The sequence below is a fragment of the Kitasatospora sp. NPDC048194 genome, assembly GCF_043202455.1.
Taxonomy (GTDB): domain Bacteria; phylum Actinomycetota; class Actinomycetes; order Streptomycetales; family Streptomycetaceae; genus Kitasatospora.
In genome coordinates this window covers 137,335-161,658 of record NZ_JBIDAK010000011.1, presented here as the reverse complement: position 1 = coordinate 161,658, position 24,324 = coordinate 137,335, and the positions used below count along the sequence as shown (strand labels likewise).

The 24,324-nt window shown below is 73.4% G+C and carries 22 protein-coding genes; 13 read left to right on the top strand and 9 right to left on the bottom strand.

The features are described 5' to 3' along the window. Positions 1-137 precede the first annotated feature (137 nt). The 5 genes from ACGF07_RS16375 to ACGF07_RS16355 all read left to right on the top strand — a co-directional run bounded on the left by ACGF07_RS16375 (position 138) and on the right by ACGF07_RS16355 (position 3,865). Complete coding sequence (locus ACGF07_RS16375; protein WP_392899214.1) at positions 138-1,352, top strand: sensor histidine kinase; 1,215 nt, start codon at positions 138-140, stop codon at positions 1,350-1,352. Further along, positions 1,349-1,975: a response regulator transcription factor gene (locus tag ACGF07_RS16370; protein ID WP_350738654.1), complete on the top strand. Its 627-nt coding sequence runs from the start codon at positions 1,349-1,351 to the stop codon at positions 1,973-1,975. The genes ACGF07_RS16375 and ACGF07_RS16370 overlap by 4 nt, the downstream gene beginning before the upstream one ends. Before the next feature lie 69 nt (positions 1,976-2,044). Further along, complete coding sequence (locus ACGF07_RS16365; protein WP_350738656.1) at positions 2,045-3,067, top strand: nitronate monooxygenase; 1,023 nt, start codon at positions 2,045-2,047, stop codon at positions 3,065-3,067. A 100-nt stretch (positions 3,068-3,167) separates the two neighbouring features. Then, positions 3,168-3,539: a type II toxin-antitoxin system RelE/ParE family toxin gene (locus ACGF07_RS16360; protein ID WP_392899211.1), complete on the top strand. Its 372-nt coding sequence runs from the start codon at positions 3,168-3,170 to the stop codon at positions 3,537-3,539. 35 nt (positions 3,540-3,574) lie between these two features. Continuing rightward, positions 3,575-3,865, top strand: a complete 291-nt coding sequence (locus tag ACGF07_RS16355; protein ID WP_392899208.1) for an XRE family transcriptional regulator — start codon at positions 3,575-3,577, stop codon at positions 3,863-3,865. A gap of 22 nt (positions 3,866-3,887) precedes the next feature. On the opposite strand, the gene ACGF07_RS16350 is transcribed toward ACGF07_RS16355, so the two are convergent. Beyond that, the gene (locus ACGF07_RS16350; protein ID WP_392899205.1) at positions 3,888-5,339 is read right to left on the bottom strand and encodes an aminopeptidase P family protein; all 1,452 of its coding nucleotides are present in this window, start codon (positions 5,337-5,339) and stop codon (positions 3,888-3,890) included. Positions 5,340-5,493: 154 nt separating this feature from the next. On the opposite strand from ACGF07_RS16350, the gene ACGF07_RS16345 reads away from it, so the two are divergent. From ACGF07_RS16345 to ACGF07_RS16325, 5 genes are all read left to right on the top strand, one after another. After that, entirely contained in the window at positions 5,494-7,245 is a 1,752-nt protein-coding gene (locus ACGF07_RS16345) for an ABC transporter substrate-binding protein (RefSeq protein ID WP_392899203.1), read from the top strand. 110 nt (positions 7,246-7,355) lie between these two features. Further along, on the top strand, positions 7,356-8,279 hold the full coding sequence (locus ACGF07_RS16340; RefSeq protein ID WP_392899315.1) for an ABC transporter permease: 924 nt from the start codon (positions 7,356-7,358) through the stop codon (positions 8,277-8,279). Continuing rightward, positions 8,276-9,262, top strand: a complete 987-nt coding sequence (locus tag ACGF07_RS16335) for an ABC transporter permease (RefSeq protein WP_392899200.1) — start codon at positions 8,276-8,278, stop codon at positions 9,260-9,262. Before ACGF07_RS16340 ends, ACGF07_RS16335 begins: the two co-directional genes overlap by 4 nt. Beyond that, the gene (locus tag ACGF07_RS16330) at positions 9,262-10,263 is read left to right on the top strand and encodes an ABC transporter ATP-binding protein (RefSeq protein WP_392899198.1); all 1,002 of its coding nucleotides are present in this window, start codon (positions 9,262-9,264) and stop codon (positions 10,261-10,263) included. Before ACGF07_RS16335 ends, ACGF07_RS16330 begins: the two co-directional genes overlap by 1 nt. Beyond that, the gene (locus ACGF07_RS16325) at positions 10,227-11,240 is read left to right on the top strand and encodes an ABC transporter ATP-binding protein (RefSeq protein ID WP_392899312.1); all 1,014 of its coding nucleotides are present in this window, start codon (positions 10,227-10,229) and stop codon (positions 11,238-11,240) included. The genes ACGF07_RS16330 and ACGF07_RS16325 overlap by 37 nt, the downstream gene beginning before the upstream one ends. Before the next feature lie 37 nt (positions 11,241-11,277). On the opposite strand, the gene soxR is transcribed toward ACGF07_RS16325, so the two are convergent. The 3 genes from soxR to ACGF07_RS16310 all read right to left on the bottom strand — a co-directional run bounded on the left by soxR (position 11,278) and on the right by ACGF07_RS16310 (position 14,473). After that, entirely contained in the window at positions 11,278-11,826 is a 549-nt protein-coding gene (gene soxR / locus ACGF07_RS16320; protein WP_392899195.1) for a redox-sensitive transcriptional activator SoxR, read from the bottom strand. Positions 11,827-11,907: 81 nt separating this feature from the next. After that, complete coding sequence (locus tag ACGF07_RS16315) at positions 11,908-12,318, bottom strand: YrdB family protein (protein ID WP_392899192.1); 411 nt, start codon at positions 12,316-12,318, stop codon at positions 11,908-11,910. A gap of 88 nt (positions 12,319-12,406) precedes the next feature. After that, positions 12,407-14,473, bottom strand: a complete 2,067-nt coding sequence (locus tag ACGF07_RS16310) for a prolyl oligopeptidase family serine peptidase (protein ID WP_392899189.1) — start codon at positions 14,471-14,473, stop codon at positions 12,407-12,409. A gap of 81 nt (positions 14,474-14,554) precedes the next feature. Here ACGF07_RS16310 and ACGF07_RS16305 point away from each other — a divergent pair, with 81 nt between their 5' ends. Next, positions 14,555-15,730 carry an aminotransferase class V-fold PLP-dependent enzyme gene (locus ACGF07_RS16305; RefSeq protein WP_392899187.1) on the top strand — a complete coding sequence of 392 codons (1,176 nt, stop codon included), beginning with the start codon at positions 14,555-14,557 and terminating at the stop codon, positions 15,728-15,730. 43 nt (positions 15,731-15,773) lie between these two features. Here the strand turns inward: ACGF07_RS16305 and ACGF07_RS16300 are convergent, their stop codons facing one another. Together ACGF07_RS16300 and ACGF07_RS16295 are read right to left on the bottom strand one after the other, a co-directional pair. Next, on the bottom strand, positions 15,774-16,169 hold the full coding sequence (locus tag ACGF07_RS16300) for an ArsR/SmtB family transcription factor (protein WP_392899310.1): 396 nt from the start codon (positions 16,167-16,169) through the stop codon (positions 15,774-15,776). A gap of 35 nt (positions 16,170-16,204) precedes the next feature. After that, a complete protein-coding gene (locus ACGF07_RS16295) occupies positions 16,205-16,579 on the bottom strand; it encodes a hypothetical protein (protein WP_350743725.1) in 375 nt (124 codons plus the stop codon). Positions 16,580-16,834: 255 nt separating this feature from the next. On the opposite strand from ACGF07_RS16295, the gene ACGF07_RS16290 reads away from it, so the two are divergent. After that, complete coding sequence (locus ACGF07_RS16290) at positions 16,835-19,690, top strand: DEAD/DEAH box helicase (protein ID WP_350743726.1); 2,856 nt, start codon at positions 16,835-16,837, stop codon at positions 19,688-19,690. A 107-nt stretch (positions 19,691-19,797) separates the two neighbouring features. Here ACGF07_RS16290 and ACGF07_RS16285 read toward each other — a convergent pair whose 3' ends face one another. The 3 genes from ACGF07_RS16285 to ACGF07_RS16275 form a co-directional block, all read right to left on the bottom strand. Beyond that, complete coding sequence (locus ACGF07_RS16285; RefSeq protein WP_392899308.1) at positions 19,798-20,700, bottom strand: 5'-3' exonuclease H3TH domain-containing protein; 903 nt, start codon at positions 20,698-20,700, stop codon at positions 19,798-19,800. Positions 20,701-20,759: 59 nt separating this feature from the next. Next, on the bottom strand, positions 20,760-21,836 hold the full coding sequence (locus ACGF07_RS16280; protein WP_392899184.1) for a cation diffusion facilitator family transporter: 1,077 nt from the start codon (positions 21,834-21,836) through the stop codon (positions 20,760-20,762). 218 nt (positions 21,837-22,054) lie between these two features. Then, complete coding sequence (locus ACGF07_RS16275; protein WP_350744467.1) at positions 22,055-22,777, bottom strand: gamma-glutamyl-gamma-aminobutyrate hydrolase family protein; 723 nt, start codon at positions 22,775-22,777, stop codon at positions 22,055-22,057. Positions 22,778-22,932: 155 nt separating this feature from the next. Between ACGF07_RS16275 and ACGF07_RS16270 the strand changes: the two genes are divergently transcribed. Further along, positions 22,933-24,318 (top strand): glutamine synthetase family protein, encoded by a 1,386-nt coding sequence (locus tag ACGF07_RS16270; RefSeq protein ID WP_350744465.1) that lies wholly within the window; start codon positions 22,933-22,935, stop codon positions 24,316-24,318. Positions 24,319-24,324: the final 6 nt, after the last annotated feature.

Genomic DNA, 24,324 nt, shown 5'->3' with positions numbered 1-24,324 from the left:
CTTCCCTCGTCACGATCGGCCGTGAGGGCCCCTCGCGGCATCGCGCCGGGGTTTGCTTCCTGAGCATCGAAAGGCAGAAACGGAGTTCAACCTTTTGATTGATGCCGGGCTCCGGGTGTCGAACTTAGGCTGGGAGGATGGCGACCGAACGATCCAGACCCACTCCCGTCGCCCGCGTCCTGCGGACCTGCCTGCACCTGCTCGTGGCGGGCCTGCTGGTGCTCGTCGTCGCCCGCTCCGCGTTCGCCGACCGGGGCGGTGATCCGGCCGCCGTCGCCGCCGCGGCCTCCGCGATGGCCGCCGGCTACGCCGGCGGGCCGCGGCTCGCCGCCGTCCGCACCTCCCGGCGGGCCGCCGCGCTCTGGCTGGCGCTGCTCGCGGCGACCTGGACAGGGCTGCTGGTCGCCACCCAGGACGGGGTGTGGCTGGCGTTCCCGCTGTACTTCCTGGAACTGCACCTGCTCGGGCGGCGCGGCGGGCCGGTGGCCGTCGGGCTGACCGCCGTCGCGGCGATCGCCGCCTGGTCCTGGCACCAGCAGAGCTTCAGCCTCGCCGCCTCGATCGGCCCCCTGCTCGGCGCGGCCGTCGCCACCGCCACCGTGCTGGGCTACCAGGCGCTGTACCGGGAGAGCGAGGAGCGGCGCCGGCTGATCGACGAGCTCACCGCCGCCCGCGCCGACCTCGCCGCCGCCCACCACACCGCGGGGGTGCTGGCCGAGCGCGAGCGGCTGGCCCGGGAGATCCACGACACGCTGGCACAGAGCCTCAGCTCCATCCAACTGCTGCTGCGGGCCGCCCAGCGGGCGCTGCCCGAGCGCACCGAGGCCGCCGCCGGGTACGTCGAGCAGGCGCGGCAGGCGGCGCAGGACAACCTGGACGAGGCCCGGCGCTTCGTCCGGGCACTCACCCCGCCGGCGCTCGACGGCGACCAGCTGCCGGTCGCACTGGAGCGCCTGTGCGCGACCACCACGGCGCACAGCGGGCTGCCCGTCCACCTGCACCTCTCGGGGAGCCCGGTCCGGCTGCCGGCCGCGCAGGAGGTGGCGCTGCTGCGGATCGCGCAGTCGGCGCTCGGCAACACCGTGCGGCACGCGAAGGCCTCGCGGGCCGAGGTGACACTCAGCTACATGGAGGGCGAGGTGGCGTTGGACGTGTACGACGACGGGGCCGGCTTCGATCCGGCGGCGGTCGCCGGCCGCAGCGGCGGGGACGCCGGGGGCGGCGGATTCGGCCTGCCCACGATGCGGGCACGGGCCCGGGCGCTCGGCGGCAGCTTCACGGTGGAGTCGGCGCCGGGGGAGGGCACGGCGCTCGCGGTGCAGCTGCCGGTGACCGCGGAGGCCGGCGCGTGATCCGGCTGCTGATCGCCGACGACCATCCGGTGGTGCGGGCCGGGCTGCGGGCGGTGCTGGAGAGCGAACCCGACTTCGCCATCGTGGCGGAGGCCGCCACCGCGGAGCGGGCCGTCGAGCTGGCGGCCGAGCCGGGCGTGGACGTGGTGCTGATGGACCTGCAGTTCGGACCGGGCTCGGCGATGAACGGCGCCCGGGCCACCGCCGAGATCACCGCCCGGCCGGGCGCGCCGCGCGTGCTGGTGGTCACCACCTACGACAGCGACGCGGACACCCTGCCCGCGCTGGAGGCCGGAGCGACCGGATACCTGCTGAAGGACGCGCCCCCCGAGGAGCTCGCCCAGGCGGTCCGGGCCGCCGCGGCCGGACGCAGCGCGCTGGCGCCGAGCGTGGCGGACCGGCTGCTGGAGCGGATGCGCTCGCCCGCTGCGGCGCTCAGCGCGCGGGAGACCGAGGTGCTCGGGCTGGTCGCGGACGGGCTGACCAACCAGCGGATCAGCCAGCGGCTGCACCTGAGCCAGGCCACCGTGAAGTCCCACCTGGTGCACATCTACACCAAGTTGGGGGTCGACTCGCGTACGGCGGCGGTGCGCGAGGCGCGCGGTCGGGGGCTGATCCGCTGAAGGCGGGTGGGGCCGATCCGCCGGGCGTAGCGTGGGAGCGGTCCGTGCCCGTGGCAAGAGGAGTGCGTGATGCCCTTCCGACTCGATGAGCTCGCCGTCCCGGTGATCGGCGCCCCGATGGCGGGCGGCCCCTCGACGCCCGCACTGGCGGCGGCGGTGAACCGGGCCGGAGGACTGGGGTTCCTGGCGGCGGGCTACCGGAGCGCCGACGCGATGGCCGACCAGATCGCCGAGCTGAGGAAGTCGACCGACCGGCCGTACGGGGTCAACCTCTTCGTACCGGGCCCGCCCGGGGACCGGGCGGCCGTCGCGGGCTACCGGGAGCGGCTGCGGCCGGAGGCCGAGCGGTGGGGCGTGGCCCTGCCCGAGGAGATCGGGCCGGACCGGGACGACTGGGAGGCCAAGCTCGCCGCGCTGCTCGCGGATCCGGTGCCGGTGGTCTCCTACACCTTCGGGCTGCCGACGGCGGCGGAGGCGGCCGCGCTGCGGGCGGCGGGGACGCTGCAGGTCGGCACCGTGACCACGCCCGAGGAGGCGCTGGCGGCGGAGGCCGCCGGGATGGACGCCCTGTGCGTGCAGGGTCCGGAGGCCGGCGGGCACCGCGGCACCCACCGCATCTCGGACACCCCCGGCGAGCTGCCACTGCTGCACCTGCTCCCCGCCGTCCGGGCGGTGACGGCACTGCCGCTGATCGCCGCGGGCGGGCTGGGCGACGGCCCGGCCATCGCGGCGGCGCTGCGGGCCGGGGCCGCGGCCGTGCAGCTGGGCACGGCCCTGCTGCGCGCCGACGAGTCCGGCACCTCGGCGGCCCACCGGGCCGCGCTCACCGAACGGCCGGAGACGGTCGTCACCCGCGCCTTCACCGGCCGCCCGGCCCGCGGCCTGCGCAACGCCTTCATCGACCGCCACGGCCCGTACGCCCCGCCCGCCTACCCCGAGGTCCACCACCTCACCGCTCCTTTGCGCGCCGCCGCCGCCCGCCGGGGCGACACCGACGCCATGCACCTCTGGGCCGGCACCGCCCACCGCTTGGCCCGCCCGGGCGCGGCGGAGCGCATCATCGCGGAGCTGTGGGGGAGCGCGCGGGGGTAGTGCGCCCAGCGCGCGCTGGGCGCGGCGTGTTGTCGCTCGCAAGGGTGGATTGGGCGGCAGACTGCGGGGTAGCCTATAAGTCACAACTTACTGTGGCGGTATGTGGGAGATCACACTTCTGGCGCCGGTTGAGGAGTGGTACTTGCAGGTCTGCGAGGACGATCCGAAAACGGCGGAGTGCATTCTTGAGGCGCTGGACCTGCTGGCGGACGAGGGCCCTACCCTGGGGCGGCCGGTGGTGGACCGGATCCATCGCAGTCGTCTGCACAACCTCAAGGAGCTCCGGCCGGGATCATCCGGCGCCAGCGAGGTGCGGATGTTGTTCGTCTTCGACCAGGAACGCGAAGCCGTCATCCTCGTGGCGGGTGACAAGTCCGGTCGTTGGTCGGAGTGGTACGACGAGTCGATTCCTCTTGCGGAGAAGCGCTACGCGATCTACGTCGAGGAGCAACGGAACGGAGCGCGCCGGTGAAGGGGCGTAGTTGGACCGAGGTTCGAGCCGAGGTCATGGAGCGGTTTCCGGAGTTGGCGACGCCGGAGGCGGAAGCGAGGCGGGCGCGGATCCGTCAGGAGACCCTGGCTCGGATCCGGGGGCACGAGCTGGCCGAGCTGCGGCGCAAGGCTGGGCTCACTCAGAAGCACGTGGCTGAGCTGCTCGGTGTGACTCAGGCGCGGGTGTCGCAGATCGAGCACGGGCAGGTGGACAGCCTGGACAACCTGCGGGCGTACGCCGCCGCGATCGGTGGCGAGGTCGAGGTGACCGTCCGGCAGGGGGAGCGGACGGTCAAGGTGGCCTGACCGTCCGCCGCCGCAGGTTCGTTCAGCTCAGCAGGTCCGCCATCCAGGACTCGACGGCTTCGGCCGTCCTCGGCAGGGCGCCGGAGAGCAGGTGGGCGCCCTCCGAGGTGATCACGAGGTCGTCCTCGATGCGGATGCCGATGCCGCGGAGTTCGAGGGGGAGGGTCTCGTCGTCGGGCTGGAGGTAGAGGCCGGGTTCGACGGTGAGGACCATGCCCTCCTCGAGGGTGGCGTCGAGGTAGCGGTCGGCGCGGGCCTGGGCGCAGTCGTGGTAGTCGAGGCCGAGCATGTGGCCGCTGCCGCAGAGGGTGTAGCGGCGGTGGAGGCCGCTGTCCTCGGCGAGGGCCTGCTCGGCGGGGATGCGCAGGACGCCCCAGTCGGCGAGGCCTTCGGCGATGACGCGCATCGCGGCGTGGTGGAAGTCGCGGAAGCGGGCGCCGGGGCGCAGGGCGGCGATGCCGGCCGTCTGGGCGGCGAGGACGAGGTCGTAGGCCTGGCGCTGGACGCGGCTGAAGGTGCCGCTGAGCGGCAGGGTGCGGGTGATGTCGGCGGCGTAGAGGGTGTCGGTCTCGACGCCGGCGTCCAGCAGGAGGAGTGAACCCGGGTCGAGGGCGCCGTCGTTGCGGATCCAGTGCAGCACGCAGGCGTGGGCGCCGGAGGCGGCGATGGTGGTGTAGCTGGTGCCGTTGCCCTCGGCGCGGGCGCGCAGGTCGAAGACGCCCTCGATCCAGCGTTCGCCGCGGGGGTGGCGCAGTGCGGTGGGCAGGGCGCGGACGACGTCCTGGAACCCGGTGACGGTGTGGTTCACGGCGAGCTGCAGCTGTCCGATCTCCCACTCGTCCTTGATCAGCCGCAACTCGGCGAGGACGGCGGCGAGTTCGCCGTCGCGCCGGTCGGCGCGGGGCCGCCCGGTGGCCGCGTCGACCAGGGCGTCGGTGCCGGCCAGGACCCGGGTGGGCGGCTGCGGTCCGGTGAGCACCTTGCCGAGGTCGTCGAGGTGTTCGGTGCGCAGTCCGGTGAGGGCCGCGGCCTCGGCGAGGTCGGGGCGGCGGCCGACCCAGAACTCGCCGTAGCGGCGGTCGCGGTAGAACTCGCCGCCGCTGCGCGGTGAGCGCGGGCGCAGGTAGAGCACCGGCTCGTGGCCTTCGGGCCCGGTGGGTTCGAGGACGAGGACGTGGTCGGCCTGGTCCTCGCCGGTGAGCCCGGTGAGCCAGGCGTAGGCGCTGTGCGGACGGAAGCGGTGGTCCAGGTCGTTGCAGCGGACCTTGAGCCGTCCGGCCGGGACGATCAGCCGGTCGCCGGGGAAGGCGGCGGAGAGCCGGGCCCGTCGTCCGGGGAAGCGGTCGTAGCCGGGGACGCGCTGGTCGGCGGGGAGCGGGGTGGCGGCCCAGTGGGTGCCCATGAAGGCGTCCAGGGCGGGGGAGACCGGGAGGTCGTGGCTCCCGGTGTTGAGGCCGGTCCGGGCGTGGGTCACCGGTAACTCCTAGGCGCGGCTGGGGAGGCGGGGGTGCACGGACACAGCTGGGTAACGGAGGGCGTCACCTCTTGTGCAGTGCAATTTCACATTACTATGTTACGGGTCACACAGCGGCGCGGCCAGAGCACGGCCCCCCACAGCGGAGTTGCACATGACCAGGCGCACCCATGCCCTCCTCGCGGCGGCCCTCGCGGCGACCCTCACCCTCGGCCTCGGGGCCTGCAAGAACGACAAGAGCGACAGCGGCGACGGCGCCACGGCCGGCAGCACCAAGGCGCCCGGCGCCGCGTCCGGCACGATCGTCGGGGGCACCCCGGTCAAGGGCGGCACCCTGACGGTGCTGTCCAACCAGGACTTCGCCCACCTCGACCCGGCCCGCAACTGGACCATGCCGAACATGGACTTCGGCATCCGGCTGCTCTACCGCACCCTGGTCACCTTCAAGGCCGAGCCCGGCGCCGCCGGCAGCGAGATCGTCCCCGACCTCGCCACCGACCTCGGCCGGCCCACGGACGGCGGCAGGACCTGGACGTTCACCCTCAAGGAGGGCCTCAAGTACGAGGACGGCACGCCGATCAGGTCCGCCGACGTCAAGTACAACGTCGAGCGCTCCTTCGCGCCGGACCTCACCGGCGGCCCCGACTACGCCCAGCAGTACCTGGCCGGCGGCGAGAACTACCGGGGCCCGCTGAACGGCGAGCACCTGCCGAGCATCGAGACCCCCGACGACCGGACGATCGTCTTCCACCTCAAGCGCCCCGTCGCCGAGTTCTCGTACACCGCGACCCTGCCGACCTTCGCCCCGGTGCCGCAGTCCCAGGACAAGGGCACCCAGTACGACCTGCGGCCGTTCTCCTCCGGCCCGTACAAGATCGAGACCTACGACCGCGGCAAGCAGCTCGTCCTGGTCCGCAACGGCAACTGGGACCCGTCCACCGACCCGGTCCGCAAGGCCTACCCGGACCGGATCGTGGTCACCGAGGGCCTGAAGGGCGGTCAGGTCGACGACCGGATCATCGCGAGCGAGGGCGCGGACGCGTCCGCGATCGAGTGGATGAACCTGCGGCCCGAGTCCGTCGCCAAGGTGCTGCCCAAGCCGGACGTGAAGTCCCGGCTGATCGCCGAGCAGCAGGGTTGCACCGACATGCTCTACCCCAACACCTCCAAGGCGCCGTTCGACGACCCCAAGGTCCGCGAGGCCCTGATGTACGCGGTGGACCGGGACGCCCAGGTCACCGCGAACGGCGGGCCGGCCATGGCGGACGTCGCCACCTCCTACCTGCCGCCCGCGCTGTCCGGCGGGACGAAGCAGGACCCGCTGAAGATCCCGGCCACCGGCGACCCGGAGAAGGCCAAGCAGCTGCTCAAGGAGGCCGGCAAGTCCGACCTCAAGGTGTCGCTGACCGTCTCCTCCGGGGACAAGACCCGGGCGGAGGCGTTGCAGCAGTCGCTCGCCAAGGTGGGCATCCAGGTCACCATCACCACCGCCGACCCGTCCGTCTACTACGACACCATCGGTGACACCAAGAACGCGCCCGACCTGGCCATCCTCGGCTGGTGTCCCGACTACCCCTCCGGTGCCACCTTCCTGCCCCTGGTCTTCGACGGCCGCACCATCAAGGAGAAGGGCAACCAGGGCAACGTCGAGCAGTTCCGCGACCAGGCCACCTCGGACCGGATCGACCAGATCAACGCGATGACCGACGTCACCGAGGCCGACAAGGCGTGGCTGCAGCTCAACGAGGACCTGATGAAGAAGGCGCCCACGGTGCCGATGCTGTGGCAGCGCCGCCCGCTGCTGGCGGGGACGAACGTGGCCGGGGCCTTCGGCCACCCGGTGTGGACCGGTCAGTGGGACTTCGCCACGATCGGCCTCAAGGACCCCGCCAAGGGCCAGGGCTGAGGGCCGGTCCGATGAGTACCACCACGGAGCCCGTCCCGGCCGGGGCGGGCGGAGCAGGCGGGCCGGGCGGAACGAGCGGCCCGGGCGGAACGGGCAAGGCGGACGGCGCAATGAGAGCGGGCCTGGAGAAACGTTCCGGCAACGGCCCCTGGCAGCTGGTCCGGGCGCAGCTGTGGGCCAGGGCCTCGGCCCGGTTCGGCCTGGTCACCGTCGCCGTGCTGGTCCTGCTCGCCGCACTCGCCGGGCCGCTGAGCGCGCTCGGCGGCTGGACCCCGGAGGAGTTCGACAAGCGCGCCGTCGACCCCTACCTGGGCGGACAGCCGATCGGCGCCTTCGGCGGGATCGGCACCCGGCACTGGCTGGGCGTCGAACCCGCCACCGGGCGCGACCTCTTCGCCCGGGTGCTGCACGGCGGGCAGGTCTCGCTGCTGATCGCCTTCACCGCCACCGCGCTGGTCGTGGTGACCGGCACCCTGGTCGGCATCGCGGCCGGCTACTTCGGCGGGCGGACGGACGCCGTGCTGTCCCGGCTGATGGACCTCACCATGTCCTTCCCCTCGCTGATCTTCATGATCTCGATGATGTCGGTGGCCAAGGACGTCAACCGGGTCCTGCTGATCACCCTGGTGATCGGGCTGTTCACCTGGCCCGGCATCGCCCGGGTCGTCCGCGGCCAGACCCTCTCGCTCAAGCACAGCGAGTACGTCGAGGCCGCCAAGGTCGGCGGCGCCCGCTCCTGGCGCATCCTCACCCGCGAGATCCTGCCCAACGTCTCCGGCCCGATCATCGCCTACACCACCCTGCTGGTCCCCGGCATGATCGCCACCGAGGCCGCGCTCAGCTACCTCGGCGTGGGGGTGCGCCCGCCGACGCCCTCCTGGGGCCAGATGATCGCCGAGAGCATCAGCTTCTACGAGACCGACCCGACGTACTTCCTCATCCCCACGGCCTTCCTGTTCCTGGCCGTGCTCGCCTTCACGCTGCTCGGCGACGCCCTGCGCGACATCCTCGACCCGCGGGGAGGCCGGTCGTGATCCTCTACCTCGGCCGCCGGGTGCTCGGCGCCCTCGGCATCCTGCTGGCGATCTGCGCGATCACCTTCACCATCTTCTACCTGCTGCCCTCCGACCCGGCGGTGGCCGCCTGCGGCAAGACCTGCAGCCCGGAGCGGATCGCCGAGGTCAAGACGGCGATGGGCCTCGACAAACCGGTCTGGGAGCAGTTCGCCACCTACGTGACCGGCATCTTCGCCGGTCGCGACTACGGCAGCGGGCCCAGCGCCACCCACTGCGGCTTCCCCTGCCTCGGCTACTCCTACGAGTACTCGCTGCCGGTCTGGAACCTGCTCACCGACCGGCTGCCGGTCTCCGTCTCGCTGGCCGTCGGCTCCGCCCTGCTCTGGCTGGTCCTCGGCCTGGGCGCGGGCGTCACCTCGGCGCTGCGCAAGGGGCGGCCCGTCGACAGGGCGCTGATGGTGCTCTCGGTCGGGGCCGCGTCGCTGCCCGTCTACTTCACCTCGATCATGCTGATCTGGGGCGTCGTCAGGTCGGCCGGGCTGCTGCCCTACCCGTCCTACCACGCGTTCACCGAGAACCCCGTCGCCTGGGCCTCCAACCTGCTGCTGCCGTGGACCGCCCTGGCCCTGCTCTACGCGGCCATGTACGCCCGGCAGAGCCGCACCTCGATGATCGAGGCGATGGCCGAGCCGTACATCCGCACCGCCCGGGCCAAGGGCCTGCCGGCCAGGACCGTCGCGGTCAAGCACGGGCTGCGCTCCGGGATGACGCCGATCCTGACCATCTTCGGGATGGACCTCGGCGGGCTGCTGGCCGGGGCCGTCATCACCGAGTCGATCTTCGGACTGCCCGGGGTCGGGCGGCTCTTCTACGACGCGCTGGTCCGCTCCGACCAGCCCGTCATCCTCGGTGTCACCCTGCTCGCGGCCGCCTTCATCGTCGCCGCGAACCTGCTGGTCGACCTGCTCTACGCGTACGTCGACCCGAGAGTGAGGTACTGATGTCCCCTGGTCTGCTGGAGGTCGAGGACCTCGGGGTGTCCTTCGCCACCCCGCGCGGCACCGTGCGGGCCGTCGACGGCATCTCCTTCACCGTCGCTGCCGGGCGCACCCTCGGCCTGGTCGGCGAGTCCGGCAGCGGCAAGTCCGTCACCTCGCTCGCCGTCATGGGCCTGCACCGCGGCGCCGCCGTCACCGGCTCGATCCGGCTCGACGGGCGGGAGTTGAACGGCCTGGGGGAGCGGGAGTGGGGGACCGTCCGGGGCCGGCGGATCGCGATGGTCTTCCAGGACCCGCTGTCCAGCCTGCACCCCTTCTACACCGTCGGCGAGCAGATCGCCGAGCACTACCGGCTGCACTTCAAGGCCGGCCGCAAGGCGGGGCGGGCCCGGGCCGTCGAGATGCTGGCGGAGGTCGGCATCCCGGAGCCGGCCCGCCGGGTCGACGAGTACCCGCACCAGTTCTCCGGCGGCATGCGGCAGCGCGTCATGATCGCCATGGCGCTCGCCTGCGAGCCCGAGCTGCTGATCGCCGACGAGCCGACCACGGCCCTCGACGTCACCGTCCAGGCCCAGATCCTCGACCTGATCGCCCGGATCCAGCAGGACCGCGGGCTCGGCGTGGTGATGATCACCCACGACCTCGGCGTGGTCGCCCGGGTCGCCCACGAGGTGCTCGTCATGTACGGCGGCCGGGCGGCCGAACAGGCGCCCGTGGAAACGCTGTTCGCGCGCCCCGCGCACCCCTACACCCGAGGGCTGCTGGACTCGCTGCCACGCCTGGACGACACCGACGACGCCCCGCTGCGGGCCATCCCCGGCAGCCCGCCGTCGCTGATCTCCCCCGCCCCCGGCTGCTCCTTCGCCCCGCGCTGCGCCCGCACCACCGCCGCGCCCGCCGAGGAGCACGCCCGCTGCCTGTCCGAGCGCCCGACGCTCGGCCCGCTCGCCCCCGGCCACCAGGCCGCCTGCCACCTGCCGCTGGTGCCGGAGGGAGTGCTGTGACCGCACAACCACTGCTGTCGGTACGGGACTTGGTCAAGACCTTCCCGGGGCGGCGGAGCCGCACCGGGCGGGCCGGAGCACCGGTCCGGGCCGTCGACGGGGTCAGCTTCGACCTCGCCGCGGGCGAGACCCTCGGTCTGGTCGGCGAGTCCGGCTGCGGCAAGTCCACCACCGGGCGGATGATCGTCCGGCTGCTCGACCCGACCTCGGGCACCGTCACCCTCGACGGCGTCCCGATCGGCGAGCTCTCCCAGGCCCGACTGCGGCCGCACCGGCGGCACGTGCAGATGGTCTTCCAGGACCCGTACTCCTCGCTCAACCCCCGCCAGACGGTGGCCCGGATCATCTCCGAACCGCTGCTGGTCCAGGGCACGGGCGCCGTCGAGGCCCGCAGGCGGGCCGCCGAGCTGATGGAACTGGTCGGGCTGATCCCCGAACACCTGGACCGCTACCCGCACGAGTTCTCCGGCGGACAGGCCCAGCGGATCGGCATCGCCCGCTCGCTGGCCACCTCGCCGAAACTGGTGATCGCCGACGAACCGGTGTCCGCGCTGGACGTCTCCATCCAGGCCCAGGTGGTCAACCTGATGGAGCGGTTGCAGCGCGAACTCGGCCTGGCGTACGTGTTCATCGCGCACGACCTCTCGGTGGTCAAGCGGGTCTGCGACCGGGTCGCGGTGATGTACCTGGGCCGGATCGTCGAGATCGGCGACAAGGCCGAGGTGTACGGCAACCCGGCGCACCCGTACACCAGGGCGCTGCTGTCCGCCGTACCGCTGCCCGACCCGGCGGCGGAGCGGGCCAGGGAACGGATCGTGCTGCTCGGCGACCCCCCGAGCCCGGCCGACCCGCCGGCCGGCTGCGGCTTCCACCCGCGCTGCCCGAAGGCGCAGGAGCTGTGCCGGACGGAACGGCCGCTGCTGAAGGCGGTCGGAACCGGCGGGCGCGAGGCGGCCTGCCACTTCCCGGAGGCCTGAGGGGCCACAGACCCCCGGTCGGACGCGGCGGGGAACCTCACGAGGGCCGCGTCCGACCGGGTTCCACTCCGGGAGAGCCGTCCGGCGTCCCGCGCACCCCGTCCGGGGGTGCGCCGGGCGCCGGCGCCCGGTGGTCGTCGTTCGGCAGCAGCAGGCGCGGGCCCGGGCCCTCGGTGGCCAGCTCGTCGCCCGGGTTGAGCACCCGGCAGCGGCGCAGTGACACGCAGCCGCAGCCGATGCAGCCGGTCAGCTCCTCCTCCAGCCGCTCCAGCTCCGTGCGGCGGGCCCGCAGCTGCTCGGCCCAGCGCCGGGAGATCCGCTCCCAGTCGCGCTTGCCGGGCATCCGGTCCTCGGGCAGCCCGGTGAAGACCTCGGCGACCTCGGCGAGCGGGATGCCGAGCCGCTTGGCGACCAGGATGAGCGAGATCCGGCGCAGCACGTGCCGCCGGTAGCGGCGCTGGTTGCCCGGTGAGCGCTCGGAGGAGATCAGCCCCTGGTCCTCGTAGAAGCGCACCGCCGAGGTGGCGATCCCGGCCCGCCGGGCCACCTCGCCGACGCTCAGCAGGTCGACCGGTGCCGTACCCATGCGACCACCGCCTCGTCCGTCGCGCCCATCGGCTGCTTTTTCGACTTCAAGTCCTGTTGAAGTCGGGGTCGAGCTTCCAGCTTAGGGCCGTCCGGACCGGCGCCGCGGCGGGCGTCGGCGCGTGCCGTACTCCACGGCCACGCTCACCGGCACCAGCACCGCGTACACCACGGCCAGGGCGGTCCACCCGGTCGCGTGCAGGGCGAGTGCCCCGGTGAGCAGGACCAGCGGCTTGAGCGCGATCTCCGCGGCGAGCGGGAGACGGAACCTCGGCCCGCCCGCGGCCAGGAACAGGCCCCAGACGGTGGCCGCCAGGGCCGGCGCGCCGATGCCCAGCAGCAGCCGGGCGGCCAGGTCGGGGCCGGTCTCGAACCCCCAGGCGCAGAGCGCTGCCAGCAGGGCGAGTTCGAGCCCGAAGGCGAGGCCGGCGTTGGCGGCCGTCAGTGGCGTCCACCGGCGCCCGCCGGCCGGGCCGGGTCCCTCGGTCCTCATCCGCGCTCTCCCCGTCCTCCGGTGCCGCCGTCCGGGTGGGGCGGCGGTCGTCCGGAGTGTCCCAGCCCGGCCGGGCGGACTCAATGGATCAGCCCAAAGACGCCCGGAGGAAGGCCAGTTCGGCCAGCGCGAGCTGCTCGTTCAGCCCGCCCGGGGTCATGTGGGTGACGCCCGGCAGCGGCAGCACGCTGTGCGGGCGCCCCGCCCTGGTGAGCGCCTGGGAGAGCAGCAGGGTGTGCGCGGGGTGGACGTTGTCGTCGGCGAGCCCGTGGATCAGCAGCAGCGGCCTGGTCAGGCCGGGGGCGTCGGTGATCAGGCAGTCGGCGGCGTAGCCCTCCGGGTCGTCCTGCGGCAGGCCCAGGTAGCGCTCGGTGTACGCGGTGTCGTAGAGCCGGAAGTCGGTGGGCGGGGCGCCGGCGCAGGCGGCGTGGAAGACGTCGGGGCGCCGGAGCACCGCGAGCGCGGCGAGGTAGCCGCCGTACGACCAGCCGCGCACCCCGACCCGTCCGAGGTCGAGGTCCGGGTGGTGCGAGGCGAGCGCCCGCAAGGCGTCCACCTGGTCGTCCAGGGCCACGCCGGAGAAGCGGCGGAAGATCGCCCGGGTGAAGTCGGGGGACACGAAGGGCGTGCCGCGGTTGTCGGTGGTGACCACGGCGAAGCCCTGGTCGGCCCACCACTGGCGGAGCTGCCAGCGGCGCGGCTCGGCGGCCACGGCCTGGTACCCGGGGCCGCCGTAGACGTCCAGCAGGACGGGCAGCCGACGGCCGGGGACGTGGTCGCGCGGGTAGACCACGGCGGTGGGCAGGGCGCGGTCGGTGACCCGGGCGAGCCGGGGGCGGACGGCGTACGGCAGGGCGGCGCTCAGGTCGGTGAGCGGCAGTTCGCGGCCGCCGCGGCGGACCACCCGGCGGATGCCGCCGGCGTCGGCGGAGGTCAGCAGCAGGGTGTCGGCGGCGGCGAGCGCGGAGTGCACGCCGCCGCCGGTGCTGAGGAGTTCGGGCGCGCCGCCGTCCGGGTCGACCAGGTGGACGTACTGGTCGGCCGGGTCGCCCTGGCCGGTCTCGCAGAGCAGCCGTCCGTCGTACCGCCCGACCACCCGGCGGATCTGCAGCCCGGAGGTGTCCAGCGGCTTGCCGTCCAGGGCGAGGCCGCGGGCCCCCGGGGTGTCGTGGGCGGTGAGCAGGCGGCCGTCGGGCAGCCGGGCGGGGGTGCCGGGCAGCTCGTCCACCCAGAACGCGTCGGTGGTGCGGGAGAGTTCGCGGGTCTCGCCGGTGGCCGGGTCGGCGGAGAGCAGCAGGACGTTCTGCTGGAGCCGGTCGGCGACGGTGAGCAGCACTTCGTCGTCGGAGGCCCAGGAGGCGGCGCACAGGTACGGGAACTCCGCCGCGTCCCAGCGCAGTTCGACCCGGCCGCCGTCGAGGCCGAGCACCCAGAGCCGGACGTCCGCGTTGGGCCCGCCGGCCTGCGGGTAGGCGAAGTCCTCGGCGGGCTCGGCGGGGCGGGCCGGGTCGGCGAAGTGGCGTCGGGGGAGGGCGGATTCGTCCACCCGGGTGGCCAGCAGCGCGCCGCCGTCCGGGCGCCACCAGTGGCCCCGGGTGCGGCCGAGCTCCTCGGCGGCGGCGAACTCGGCCACGCCCCAGCGGGCGCCGTCGCGGGGGGAGAGCGGCGTCGACCCGGGTGCGACGTAGAGGGCGTCGTCGGCGACGTAGGCGACGCGCCGGCCCTCGGCGTCCGGCCTGGGGTCGAACGCGGGCCCGGCGGTGGGCAGTTCGACGCTCGTGCCGGTGGCGGTGTCGGTGCGGAACAGCCGGCCGTCCAGGGTGAGGACGGCGGTGGCGAGGTCGGGGGTGGCCGCGTAGCTGCCGATCCCGGCGGCGACCAGTCGGGTGCGCTCGCGCAACCTCCGCTCGGCGGTGGGCAGTTCGTCGCGGTCGCCGCTGCGGCCCGGGACCAGCGCCGCCGGGTCGGCGACCAGGCGTTCGACGCCGGTGGTGACGTCGAGCAGGTGGAGGCGCTCGACCGGATCCTCCGGACCGGTCGAGCGGAGCAGCAGCAGCCGGGTGCCGTCCTCGGCGAGGGTGTACGCGCGCGGGGCGCCGTGGCCGAACCGGCCGGTGCGGGCGCTGAGGGCGAGGAAGGGGTCGGTGAGGGTCACGGCCCGATGGTGGTCGTGCGGGCGCGCCCCGACCAGTAGTCTGTCATGTGAAATGTCACACATCACGCCTGGGAGATCCCCGTGGTCGATGACCTCAGCACCCTCGAACCCCCGGCCCCGCTGCCCGTCGCCGACGGCCTGTTCAGCCTGGCACCGGAGGCCGCGCACCTGAACCACGGCTCGTACGGCGCCGTGCCCGTCCCGGTGCAGCGGGTGCAGGAACGGCTGCGCGTCGAACACGAGCTGGACCCGGACGGCTTCTTCGCCGACCTGCCCGACCGGATCGCCGGGGCCCGGACCCGGATCGCCGCCGAACTGGGCACCGACCCGGGCCGCCTGGCCCTGGTCGCCAACGTCACCGAGGCGGTCGCGATCGCCCTGGACACCGTCCCGCTCGCCCCCGGCGACCGGATCCTGGTCACCGACCACGGCTACGGCGCGGTCAACCAGGCCGCCGCCCGCAAGGCCGCCGAGACCGGCGCCGAGCTGGTGGTGGCCCCGGTGCCGCTGGACGCCCCCGACGAGGAATCGGTGCGCGAGGCGGTGCTCGCCGCCGTCGACGGGCGCACCGCGGTGGCGGTCCTGGACCGGATCAGCTCGCTCACCGCCCGTACGGTGGCCGCCCCGCGGCTCGTCGCCGAGCTGCGCGAACGCGGCGTGACCACGGTGGTGGACGGCGCCCACGCGCCCGGCATGCTGCCCGCCCCGGTCGACCCGAGCGCCGACTTCTGGTTCGGCAACCTGCACAAGTGGGCGTTCGCCCCGCGCGCCACCGGCGTGCTCGCCGTCAGCCCCGAGTGGACCGCGCGGGTCCGCCCGCTCGCGCTGTCCTGGGAGCACCACCGGGGCTTCCCCGCCTGCGTCGAGTGGCGCGGCACCTGCGACTACACGCCGTGGCTGGCCGCCCCGGCCGGCTTCGAGCTGCTGCGCGGGCTCGGGCAGGAGGCGGTGGCCGGGCACAACGCCGCCCTCGCCGGGTACGGCCAGCGGGTGCTCGTCGAACGGGCGGGGCTGCGGCCGCTGCCCGCCTCGCCCGGGGTGTGGATGCGCACCGTGCGGCTGCCGGCCGGCCGGTCCGACACGGAGGCGCAGACCCGGGCACTGCTGGCCGAGCTCTGGCGGCGGTACGCCATCCGCGCCACCGGCCGGCCGGGACCGGACGGCGGCGGGCTGCTGCGGGTGAGCGCCCAGCTGTACAACCGGGCCGCGGAGTACGAGCGGCTCGCGGACGCGCTGGTGGAGCTGTTCAAGGAGTAGCCGGGCGCGGTGGCGGGGGCCCTTCGCCGTGAACCGTCCGCCGTCACCCGGTGTCCGAGCCGCCGACCGCGTCCGGCAGCGGCTGTTCGCTGCCCGCCGCCCGTAGCTCCGCCAGCAGCAGGTTCCGGTCGGCGAGCAGCCCGGTGAGGATCCGCCGGGCCGCCCGCAACAGGTCGGTGACGTCGCCCCCGGCCAGCGCGTAGACCACGGTGCTGCCCTCCCGGGTGGCGGTGACGATGCCCGAGCGGCGCAGCACCGCGAGCTGCTGCGACAGGCTGGAGGGCTCGACCCCCAGCTCGGCGAGCAGGCCGCGGACCGGCGTCGGCCCGTCCTGGAGCAGTTCCAGGACCCGGATCCGGACGGGATGGCCGAGCATCCGGAAGAACTCGGCCTTGACCTGGTAGAGCTCCCCCAGCCTCCGGCCGGGAGGTGCCTCCATCGTCACGTGGCCCCCCTTCCCTGGTGTCGACGGGCTCAGATCTCCAGCGCGACTTCGATCCGCTTGAGCTGGTGGCGGGCCATCGCGAGGTTGGCGCGGCTGCGGTTGAGCGCCAGGAAGAGGAACAGGCCGCGGCCGCCGGGCGTCGTGATCGGCCGGACCATGTGGTACTGGTGGGTCAGCGAGATCAGGATGTCCTCGATCTCGTTGTCGTGCAGGTTGAGCATCTCCATCGCGCGCATCTTGGCGCGGACCACGTCGGTGTTGCCGGCCGCGGCGACGTTGAGGTCCAGCTCGCCGCCGTCGCCGAGGCTGCCGAGGGCCATGCCGCTGCCGTAGTCGACCAGCGCGACGCCGATCGCGCCGTCGATGGCCATGGCCTCTTTGAGGGACGTCTCCAGGTTCGCCATCGTGGCTGTCCTCCCGTGCGTTGGTGGCTGTGGCTCACGAAGGTAGGCAGTGACCGGCGGACTCCACCGCGAATGACCGGAGACGTTCGAACCTGGCTCTCTCCGGATCACTTGAAGACATTTGCAACTATGGATCTGAGAGGGAAGTGATCCCGGAGGTCAGGTACGTGCCCGGAAAACGGTGCTATCGATGTCGGTCCACCCGGGTAACCTCTCGCTGAGATGCGAGATCACACCAATCACACCCGGACGGCGATGAACACCCCCGATCCCGAGCCCCAGGACGACCGGGAGCTCAGCCCCGCCGAGGCGTACGCGGCCAGCCGTCGCCGGGCCAAGGAGCAGGCCAGCGCGCTCCACGGCTTCCAGCAGCTGTACGACTTCCCGCTGGACGACTTCCAGCTGGAGGCCTGCGAGACGCTGGAGGCCGGATCGGGCGTCCTGGTCGCCGCCCCGACCGGCTCCGGGAAGACCATCGTCGGCGAGTTCGCCGTGCACCTCGCCCTCCAGGCGGGCCGCAAGTGCTTCTACACCACGCCGATCAAGGCGCTGTCCAACCAGAAGTACGGCGACCTGGTCAAGCGCTACGGCGCCGCCAAGGTCGGCCTGCTCACCGGGGACAACACCGTCAACGGCGACGCCCCCGTGGTGGTGATGACCACCGAGGTGCTGCGCAACATGCTCTACGCGGGCTCCAGCACCCTCGACGGCCTCGGCTACGTCGTCATGGACGAGGTGCACTACCTCGCCGACCGCTTCCGCGGCGCCGTCTGGGAGGAGGTCATCATCCACCTCCCCGAGTCGGTCACCCTCGTCTCGCTCTCCGCGACCGTCTCGAACGCCGAGGAGTTCGGCGACTGGCTGGACACCGTCCGCGGCGGCACCAAGGTGATCGTCTCCGAGACCCGCCCGGTGCCGCTGTGGCAGCACGTGATGGCCGGCAACCGGATGTACGACCTGTTCGCCGACCCGGACCGCGACGGCCGCCCCAAGCACCACCTGAAGAACCCCGGCAAGGCCGTCAACCCCGAGCTGGTCCGGCTCGCCCGCTCCGAGCTCGACCGCAACCCGCGTGACCGCTTCGGCCGCGGCCGGGGCCGCTCCATGCCCAACGGCCGCCCGGGCCGGGTCTGGACCCCGGGCCGGGTCGACGTCATCGACCGGCTCGACGCCGAGGGCCTGCTGCCCGCGATCACCTTCATCTTCAGCCGGGCCGGCTGCGAGGCCGCCGTCCAGCAGTGCCTCAGCTCCGGCCTGCGGCTCAACAAGGACGCCGAGCGCGCCCAGGTCCGGGCGATCGTCGAGGAGCGCTGCGCCGACATCCCCGACGAGGACCTGCACGTCCTCGGCTACTTCGAGTGGCTGGACGGGCTGGAGCGCGGCATCGCCGCCCACCACGCCGGGATGCTGCCGCGGTTCAAGGAGGTCGTCGAGGAGCTCTTCGTGAAGGGCCTGGTCAAGGCCGTCTTCGCGACCGAGACCCTGGCGCTCGGCATCAACATGCCCGCCCGCTCGGTGGTCATGGAGAAGCTGGTCAAGTGGAACGGCGAGACCCACGCCGACATCACCCCCGGCGAGTACACCCAGCTCACCGGCCGGGCCGGGCGGCGCGGCATCGACATCGAGGGCCACGCCGTGGTGCTCTGGCAGCGCGGCCTCGACCCCGAGGCGCTGGCCGGCCTGGCGGGCACCCGCACCTACCCGCTCAAGTCCTCGTTCCGGCCCTCCTACAACATGGCGGTCAACCTCGTCGCCCAGTTCGGCCGGCACCGCTCCCGGGAACTGCTGGAGACCTCCTTCGCCCAGTTCCAGGCCGACCGCTCGGTGGTCGGCCTCGCCCGTCAGGTCCAGCGCAACGAGGAGGGCCTGGAGGGCTACCGCGAGTCGATGACCTGCCACCTCGGCGACTTCGACGAGTACATGGAACTGCGCCGCCGGCTCAAGGACCGCGAGAACGAACTCGCCCGCGAGGGCACCAGCCAGCGCCGCGCGGCCGCCATCGAGTCGATCGAGCAGCTCAAGCCGGGCGACGTCATCCACGTCCCCACCGGCAAGTTCGCCGGCCTCGCCCTGGTCCTCGACCCGGGGCTGCCGCCGGTCAGCCGCTCCGGCCGGGGCGGCCCCCGCCACCCCGACTTCCAGGATGGTCCGCGCCCGGTGGTGCTCACCGCCGAGCGGCAGGTCAAGCGGCTCGCGATGATCGACTTCCCCCACCCGGTCGCCGCGATCGAACGGGTGCGCATCCCCAAGTCCTTCAACCCGCGCAGCCCGCAGTCCCGGCGCGACCTGGCCTCCGCACTGCGCACCAAGGCCGGCCACCTGGAGCCCGAGCGGTTCCGGCGCGGCCGCGCCGCCGCCGCCGACGATCCGGAGATCACCCGGCTGCGCACCGAACTGCGCCAGCACCCCTGCCACGGCTGCTCCGACCGCGAGGACCACGCCCGCTGGGCCGAGCGCTACCACCGGCTCCACCGCGACACCGAGCTGCTGGAACGCCGGATGCGTTCGCGCACCCACACCATCGCCCGCACCTTCGACCGGGTCTGCGCCCTCCTCACCGACCTCGGCTACCTGCGCGGCGACACCGTCACCGACGACGGCAAGCGGCTCGGCCGCCTCTACGGCGAACTCGACCTGCTCGCCTCCGAGTGCATCCGCGAGGGCGTCTGGAAGGGCCTGGCCGCCGCCGAACTCGCCGCCTGCGCCTCGGCGCTGGTGTACGAGGCGCGCCAGTCCGACGACGCCGGCGCCCCCCGGGTGCCGGAGGGCGCGGCCAAGGAGGCGCTCGGCAAGATGGTCCGGATCTGGGGCCACCTCGACGCCCTGGAGGAGCAGCACCGGATCAACACCGCCGAGGGCGTCGGCCAGCGCGAGCCCGACCTCGGCTTCGCCTGGGTCGCCTACCGCTGGGCACTCGGCCACAACCTCGACCAGGTCCTGCGCGACGCCGACATGCCGGCCGGCGACTTCGTCCGCTGGACCAAGCAACTGATCGACGTCCTCGGCCAGATCCAGGACGCCGCCGGCGAGGACGCCGAGCTCCGGAAGACGGCCCGCAAGGCCGTCGACGGCCTCCGCCGCGGCATCATCGCCTACTCCTCGGTGGGCTAGCCGGACCGAGCCGAAGGGGCCCCGCACGAGACGACTCGTGCGGGGCCCCTTCCGCATCGCGCAGCGGAGTCGCCGTCGTGGTCGCGGAGCACCTCCGTCCGCGTTGCTCAGCGGGCGGCGAGGGCTTCGAGGACGCGCTCCAGCGAGGTGCCGAGGCCCCAGCGGGTGGAGAGGTGCTCCAGCGTCATCGGGTCGAGGGGCTCGTGGGGGAGGGCCGGGTCGAAGTCGGGGAGCGGGGCGTCGGTGGCGACGCGGACGACGGTGGGGGCGACGTCGAGGTAGCCGGCGCCCTCGAGGATGTTCTTGCGGCGGGCGGGCGTCAGCTTGGAGAAGGGATCGGCGGCGGCGGCCCGGATGGCGGCGAGGTCGCCGTACTCGTTGATCAGTTGGGCGGCGGTCTTCTCGCCGACGCCCTTGACCCCGGGCAGGCCGTCGGACGGGTCCCCGCGCAGGGCGGCCAGGTCGGCGTACCGGGCGCCGCGCACGCCGTACTTCTCCAGCAGCACCGCGTCGTCGGTGACCTGGAGGTTGCCCATGCCCTTGACCGGGTAGAGCACGGTGATCTGCCGGGCGTCGTCCACGAGTTGGAAGAGGTCGCGGTCGCCGGTGACGATCTGCACCGGGCCGTCGGCGCGGGCGGTGAGGGTGCCGATGACGTCGTCCGCCTCGTAGCCGGGGGAGCCGACCCGGGCGATGCCGAGGGCGTCGAGCACCTGCTCGATCACCGGGACCTGCGGGGCCAGCGTGTCCGGCACCTCCTCCTCGCCGTCCTCGGCGTCCTCGGCGAGCCGGTGGGTCTTGTACGAGGGGACGAGGTCCACCCGCCACTGCGGGCGCCAGTCGGCGTCCATGCAGGCCACCAGCCGGTCGGGGCGGTGGTCCTGGACCAGCCGGGCGATGAAGTCCAGCAGGCCCCGGACGGCGTTCACCGGCTCGCCCTGCGGTGAGCGCAGGGTGTCCGGGACACCGAAGTAGGCGCGGAAGTACAGGCTGGCGGAGTCGAGCAGCATCAGTCGCGGTGCGGTCACGCCTCAGATCATGCCGCACCGCGCTGACGAAGACCCGGTTCTCAGTGCTCGTGCGGTCCGGCGCGGTGCACCGGGCCGTGGGCGTCGGCGCAGTGCTCGGCGGTCGGGTCGCCCGGGGCGGCGATCTGCAGCAGCGCGCCCGCCTCGTCCTCGCCGACGTGGTCGACCTGGAGGGTGCTGTGGGTGATCCCGTACTCGTCGGCCAGTCGGCGCTGGAGCTGGCGCCGGACCGCGTGGCAGTCGCCGCCGGGGGTGACCAGGATGTGCGCGGACAGGGCCGGCTGGTTGGAGGTGATCTCCCAGATGTGCAGGTCGTGGATCTCCTCGACCAGCGGTTCGGCGACCAGCCGGTCGGCCACCGCGTCCGGGTCGATCCCGGCGGGGGCGGCCTCCAGGAAGATCCGGCCGGAGTCGCGGACCAGCCCGATGCCGGCCTTGAGCATCAGCACGACGACGATCAGCGAGGCGATCGCGTCGGCCCGGGCGAAGCCGGTGGTCAGCACGACCAGGCCGGCGACGGCGGTGGCGATGAAGGCGTACAGGTCGGTGAGCACGTGCTGGAAGGCGCCCTCGACGTTCAGCGAGCTGCGGTTGGCCTTCGACATGCACCAGGTGGCGGCGAGGTTGACGACGATCCCGACCAGCGCGGTGACCAGCACCAGTGAGCCGGTGACCTCGGGCGGCTCGATCAGCCGGAACACCGCCTCGTAGCCCAGCCACGCGGACAGCACCAGCAGCGTCACGCCGTTGGCCTGGGCGGAGAGGATCTCGGCGCGCTTGAGCCCGTAGGTGTAGCCGCCGCGGGCGGGCCGGGCGGCGAGCCGCATCGCGACCAGTGCCAGCACGATGGAGGCGGCGTCCGTCAGCATGTGCGCCGCGTCGGAGATCAGGGCCAGCGACTGGGCGGCGAAGCCGACGGCGACCTCGCCGGCCATGAAGACGACGATCAGGGCGAGGGCGCTGAGCAGCCAGCGGCGGTCGGCGTCCGCGGCGACGCCGTGCGAGTGGCCGCCGTGGCCTCCGTGGCCGTGCGCGTGGCCCTTCCCGTGGTCATGCCCGTGGCGCTGCGAGTGGTGGTCATGCGCATGATCATCTTGCGAATGCTCGTGCCTGGCCATCGACGTCCTCTCCGGGCGCACGGGGTGCGATCGCGGGGCGCGATCGCCCCGCACTCGAAGTGAACCGCAGAATCGACAAAGATCCAAAGGCTGTACTGGTGACCGTTGTCGTTGCCGTTCGAACCGGCCGGGCGGCCGAGGCGGTGGCGCCCGGCCCCGGCTCGGCGGCGCCGCCCGGCGGCCGCGGCCCGAAGGCGTTCGGCCGCCGGCCCGGCCGCTCAGCCCACCGCGTCCAGCGCCGCCGCGGTGGCGGCCCGGACGAGCGCCGACATCACCCGCAGGTCGTCCCCCTGCTCCGGGTGCCACTGCACGCCCAGCGTGAAGCCCGGCCCCTCCACCGCCTCCACCGTGCCGTCCGGCGCGAGCGCGCTCACCCGCAGGCCCGACCCCAGCCGGCCCACCGCCTGGTGGTGGAAGGACGGCACCTCGAGTTCGGTCTCCGGCAGCAGCCCGCCCAGCAGCGTCCCGGGCACCGGCCGCACCACGTGGGCGCCGTAGACCCCGGGCGAGCCCGCGTGCACGTCCACGTCCAGCACGTCCGGCAGGTGCTGCAGCAGCGTGCCGCCGCAGACCACGTTGAGCACCTGCATCCCCCGGCAGATCCCCAGCACCGGCATCCCCGCCGCCATCGCCCCCCGGAGCAGCGCGACCTCCCAGACGTCGCGTTCCGGCGAGTCCACCGCCGTCAGCGGGTGCGCCGGTTCGCCGTAGTACGCCGGGTCGATGTCCGGGCCGCCGGCGACGACCAGGGCGTCCAGCCGGGCGAGCACCTCGGAGGCGCGTTCGGGGGCGTCGGGCGGCAGGAGCACGGCGATGCCGCCGGAGTTCTGGACGTACGCCGTGTACCGCTCCGGCAGGAGGGCGACCCGGCGTCCCCGCCAGTCGTTCCAACTCGCGTCCACCAGGTAGGTGCTGACACCGATCAAAGGCCTGCGATCCATGGCGCGCATTCTCCTCCCGTACCGTCTGATCCCTCGTCAACCACGCATATCGGCGCGCCACACCCGCCCGCCCTCTTCCGCGCCGTGAGCCGCAGGCCGTACGGTTCGCTGTGACCGGTTGAACTCGAAGAGTGATCGAGGAGGAGGGTGCCGTCATGCCCGAGAACGCCGCCGCGGGCTCACCGCCCCGGCCGCCGCTGACCCTGGACGAGCTGCGCACCCTGGTGGACGCCGGCGAGGTGCACACCGTCGCGCTGTCGTTCACCGACATGCAGGGGCGTCTGCAGGGCAAACGGTTCGCCGCCCGGTTCTTCCTCGACGAGGTCGCCGAGACGGGCGCCGAGGCCTGCGACTACCTGCTGGCCGTGGACGTGGACATGAACACCGTGGACGGCTACGCCTTCTCGTCCTGGGCCACCGGCTACGGCGACTTCGCGATGCGCCCCGACCTCGGCACCCTGCGGCTCGTGCCGTGGCAGCCCGGCACCGCGCAGGTCACCGCCGACCTGGCCCGGCACGGCGGGCACCCGGTGGACGCCGCGCCGCGCCAGCTGCTGCGCCGGCAGATCGCCCGGCTCGCCGAGTACGGGCTGGCCGCCGACATCGGCACCGAACTGGAGTTCCTGGTCTTCCGCGACACCTACGAACAGGCCTGGCTCGGCGGCTACCGCGGCCTGACCCCGGCCAACCTCTACAACGTGGACTACTCGATGCTGGGCACCGCCCGGATCGAGCCGCTGCTGTCCCGGATCCGCAACGAGATGGCCGGTGCCGGGCTGACCGTCGAGTCCGCCAAGGGCGAGTGCAACCTCGGCCAGCACGAGATCGCCTTCCGGTACGCCGACGCCCTCACCACCTGCGACCAGCACAGCGTCTACAAGACCGGAGCCAAGGAGATCGCCGCCCAGCAGGGTTGCGCGCTCACCTTCATGGCCAAGTACGACGAGCGCGAGGGCAACAGCTGCCACATCCACCTGTCGCTGCGCGACGCGGTGGGCGCCCCGGCCTTCGCCGACCGGGACGGCCGGATGACCGACACCATGCGGCACTTCCTGGCCGGTCAGCTCGTCGCCCTGCGGGAGTTCAGCCTGCTGTACGCGCCCAACATCAACTCCTACAAGCGCTACCGCCCCGGCTCCTTCGCCCCGACCGCCGTCGCCTGGGGCCGGGACAACCGCACCTGCGCCTACCGGGTGGTCGGCCACGGCCCGGGACTGCGGATGGAGAACCGGGTGCCCGGCGGCGACGTCAACCCGTACCTGGCGGTGGCCGGGATGATCGCGGCCGGCCTGCACGGCCTCCAGCGCAAGCTGGACCTGCCCGCGCCCTGCCTGGGCAACGCCTACGCGGTGGAGGAGTACGCCCGGGTGCCCGGGTCCCTGCGCGAGGCGGCGGGGCTGTGGGCCGAGAGCGAACTGGCCCGGGAGGCCTTCGGGGACGACGTGGTCGAGCACTACCTGAACATGGCCCGGGTCGAGCAGGCCGCCTACGACGGGGCCGTCACCGACTGGGAGCGCTACCGGTCCTTCGAACGGATGTGAGCGCTC

Coding starts and splice junctions, on each gene's coding strand:
- ACGF07_RS16375 (WP_392899214.1), top strand. CDS start 138: ATGGCGACCGAACGATCCAGACCCACTCCCGTCGCCCGCGTCCTGCGG.
- ACGF07_RS16365 (WP_350738656.1), top strand. CDS start 2,045: ATGCCCTTCCGACTCGATGAGCTCGCCGTCCCGGTGATCGGCGCCCCG.
- ACGF07_RS16360 (WP_392899211.1), top strand. CDS start 3,168: ATGTGGGAGATCACACTTCTGGCGCCGGTTGAGGAGTGGTACTTGCAG.
- ACGF07_RS16355 (WP_392899208.1), top strand. CDS start 3,575: ATGGAGCGGTTTCCGGAGTTGGCGACGCCGGAGGCGGAAGCGAGGCGG.
- ACGF07_RS16345 (WP_392899203.1), top strand. CDS start 5,494: ATGACCAGGCGCACCCATGCCCTCCTCGCGGCGGCCCTCGCGGCGACC.
- ACGF07_RS16340 (WP_392899315.1), top strand. CDS start 7,356: ATGAGAGCGGGCCTGGAGAAACGTTCCGGCAACGGCCCCTGGCAGCTG.
- ACGF07_RS16330 (WP_392899198.1), top strand. CDS start 9,262: ATGTCCCCTGGTCTGCTGGAGGTCGAGGACCTCGGGGTGTCCTTCGCC.
- soxR (WP_392899195.1), bottom strand. CDS start 11,826: ATGGGTACGGCACCGGTCGACCTGCTGAGCGTCGGCGAGGTGGCCCGG.
- ACGF07_RS16315 (WP_392899192.1), bottom strand. CDS start 12,318: ATGAGGACCGAGGGACCCGGCCCGGCCGGCGGGCGCCGGTGGACGCCA.
- ACGF07_RS16300 (WP_392899310.1), bottom strand. CDS start 16,169: ATGGAGGCACCTCCCGGCCGGAGGCTGGGGGAGCTCTACCAGGTCAAG.
- ACGF07_RS16295 (WP_350743725.1), bottom strand. CDS start 16,579: ATGGCGAACCTGGAGACGTCCCTCAAAGAGGCCATGGCCATCGACGGC.
- ACGF07_RS16290 (WP_350743726.1), top strand. CDS start 16,835: ATGAACACCCCCGATCCCGAGCCCCAGGACGACCGGGAGCTCAGCCCC.
- ACGF07_RS16285 (WP_392899308.1), bottom strand. CDS start 20,700: ATGCTGCTCGACTCCGCCAGCCTGTACTTCCGCGCCTACTTCGGTGTC.
- ACGF07_RS16280 (WP_392899184.1), bottom strand. CDS start 21,836: ATGGCCAGGCACGAGCATTCGCAAGATGATCATGCGCATGACCACCAC.
- ACGF07_RS16275 (WP_350744467.1), bottom strand. CDS start 22,777: ATGGATCGCAGGCCTTTGATCGGTGTCAGCACCTACCTGGTGGACGCG.
- ACGF07_RS16270 (WP_350744465.1), top strand. CDS start 22,933: ATGCCCGAGAACGCCGCCGCGGGCTCACCGCCCCGGCCGCCGCTGACC.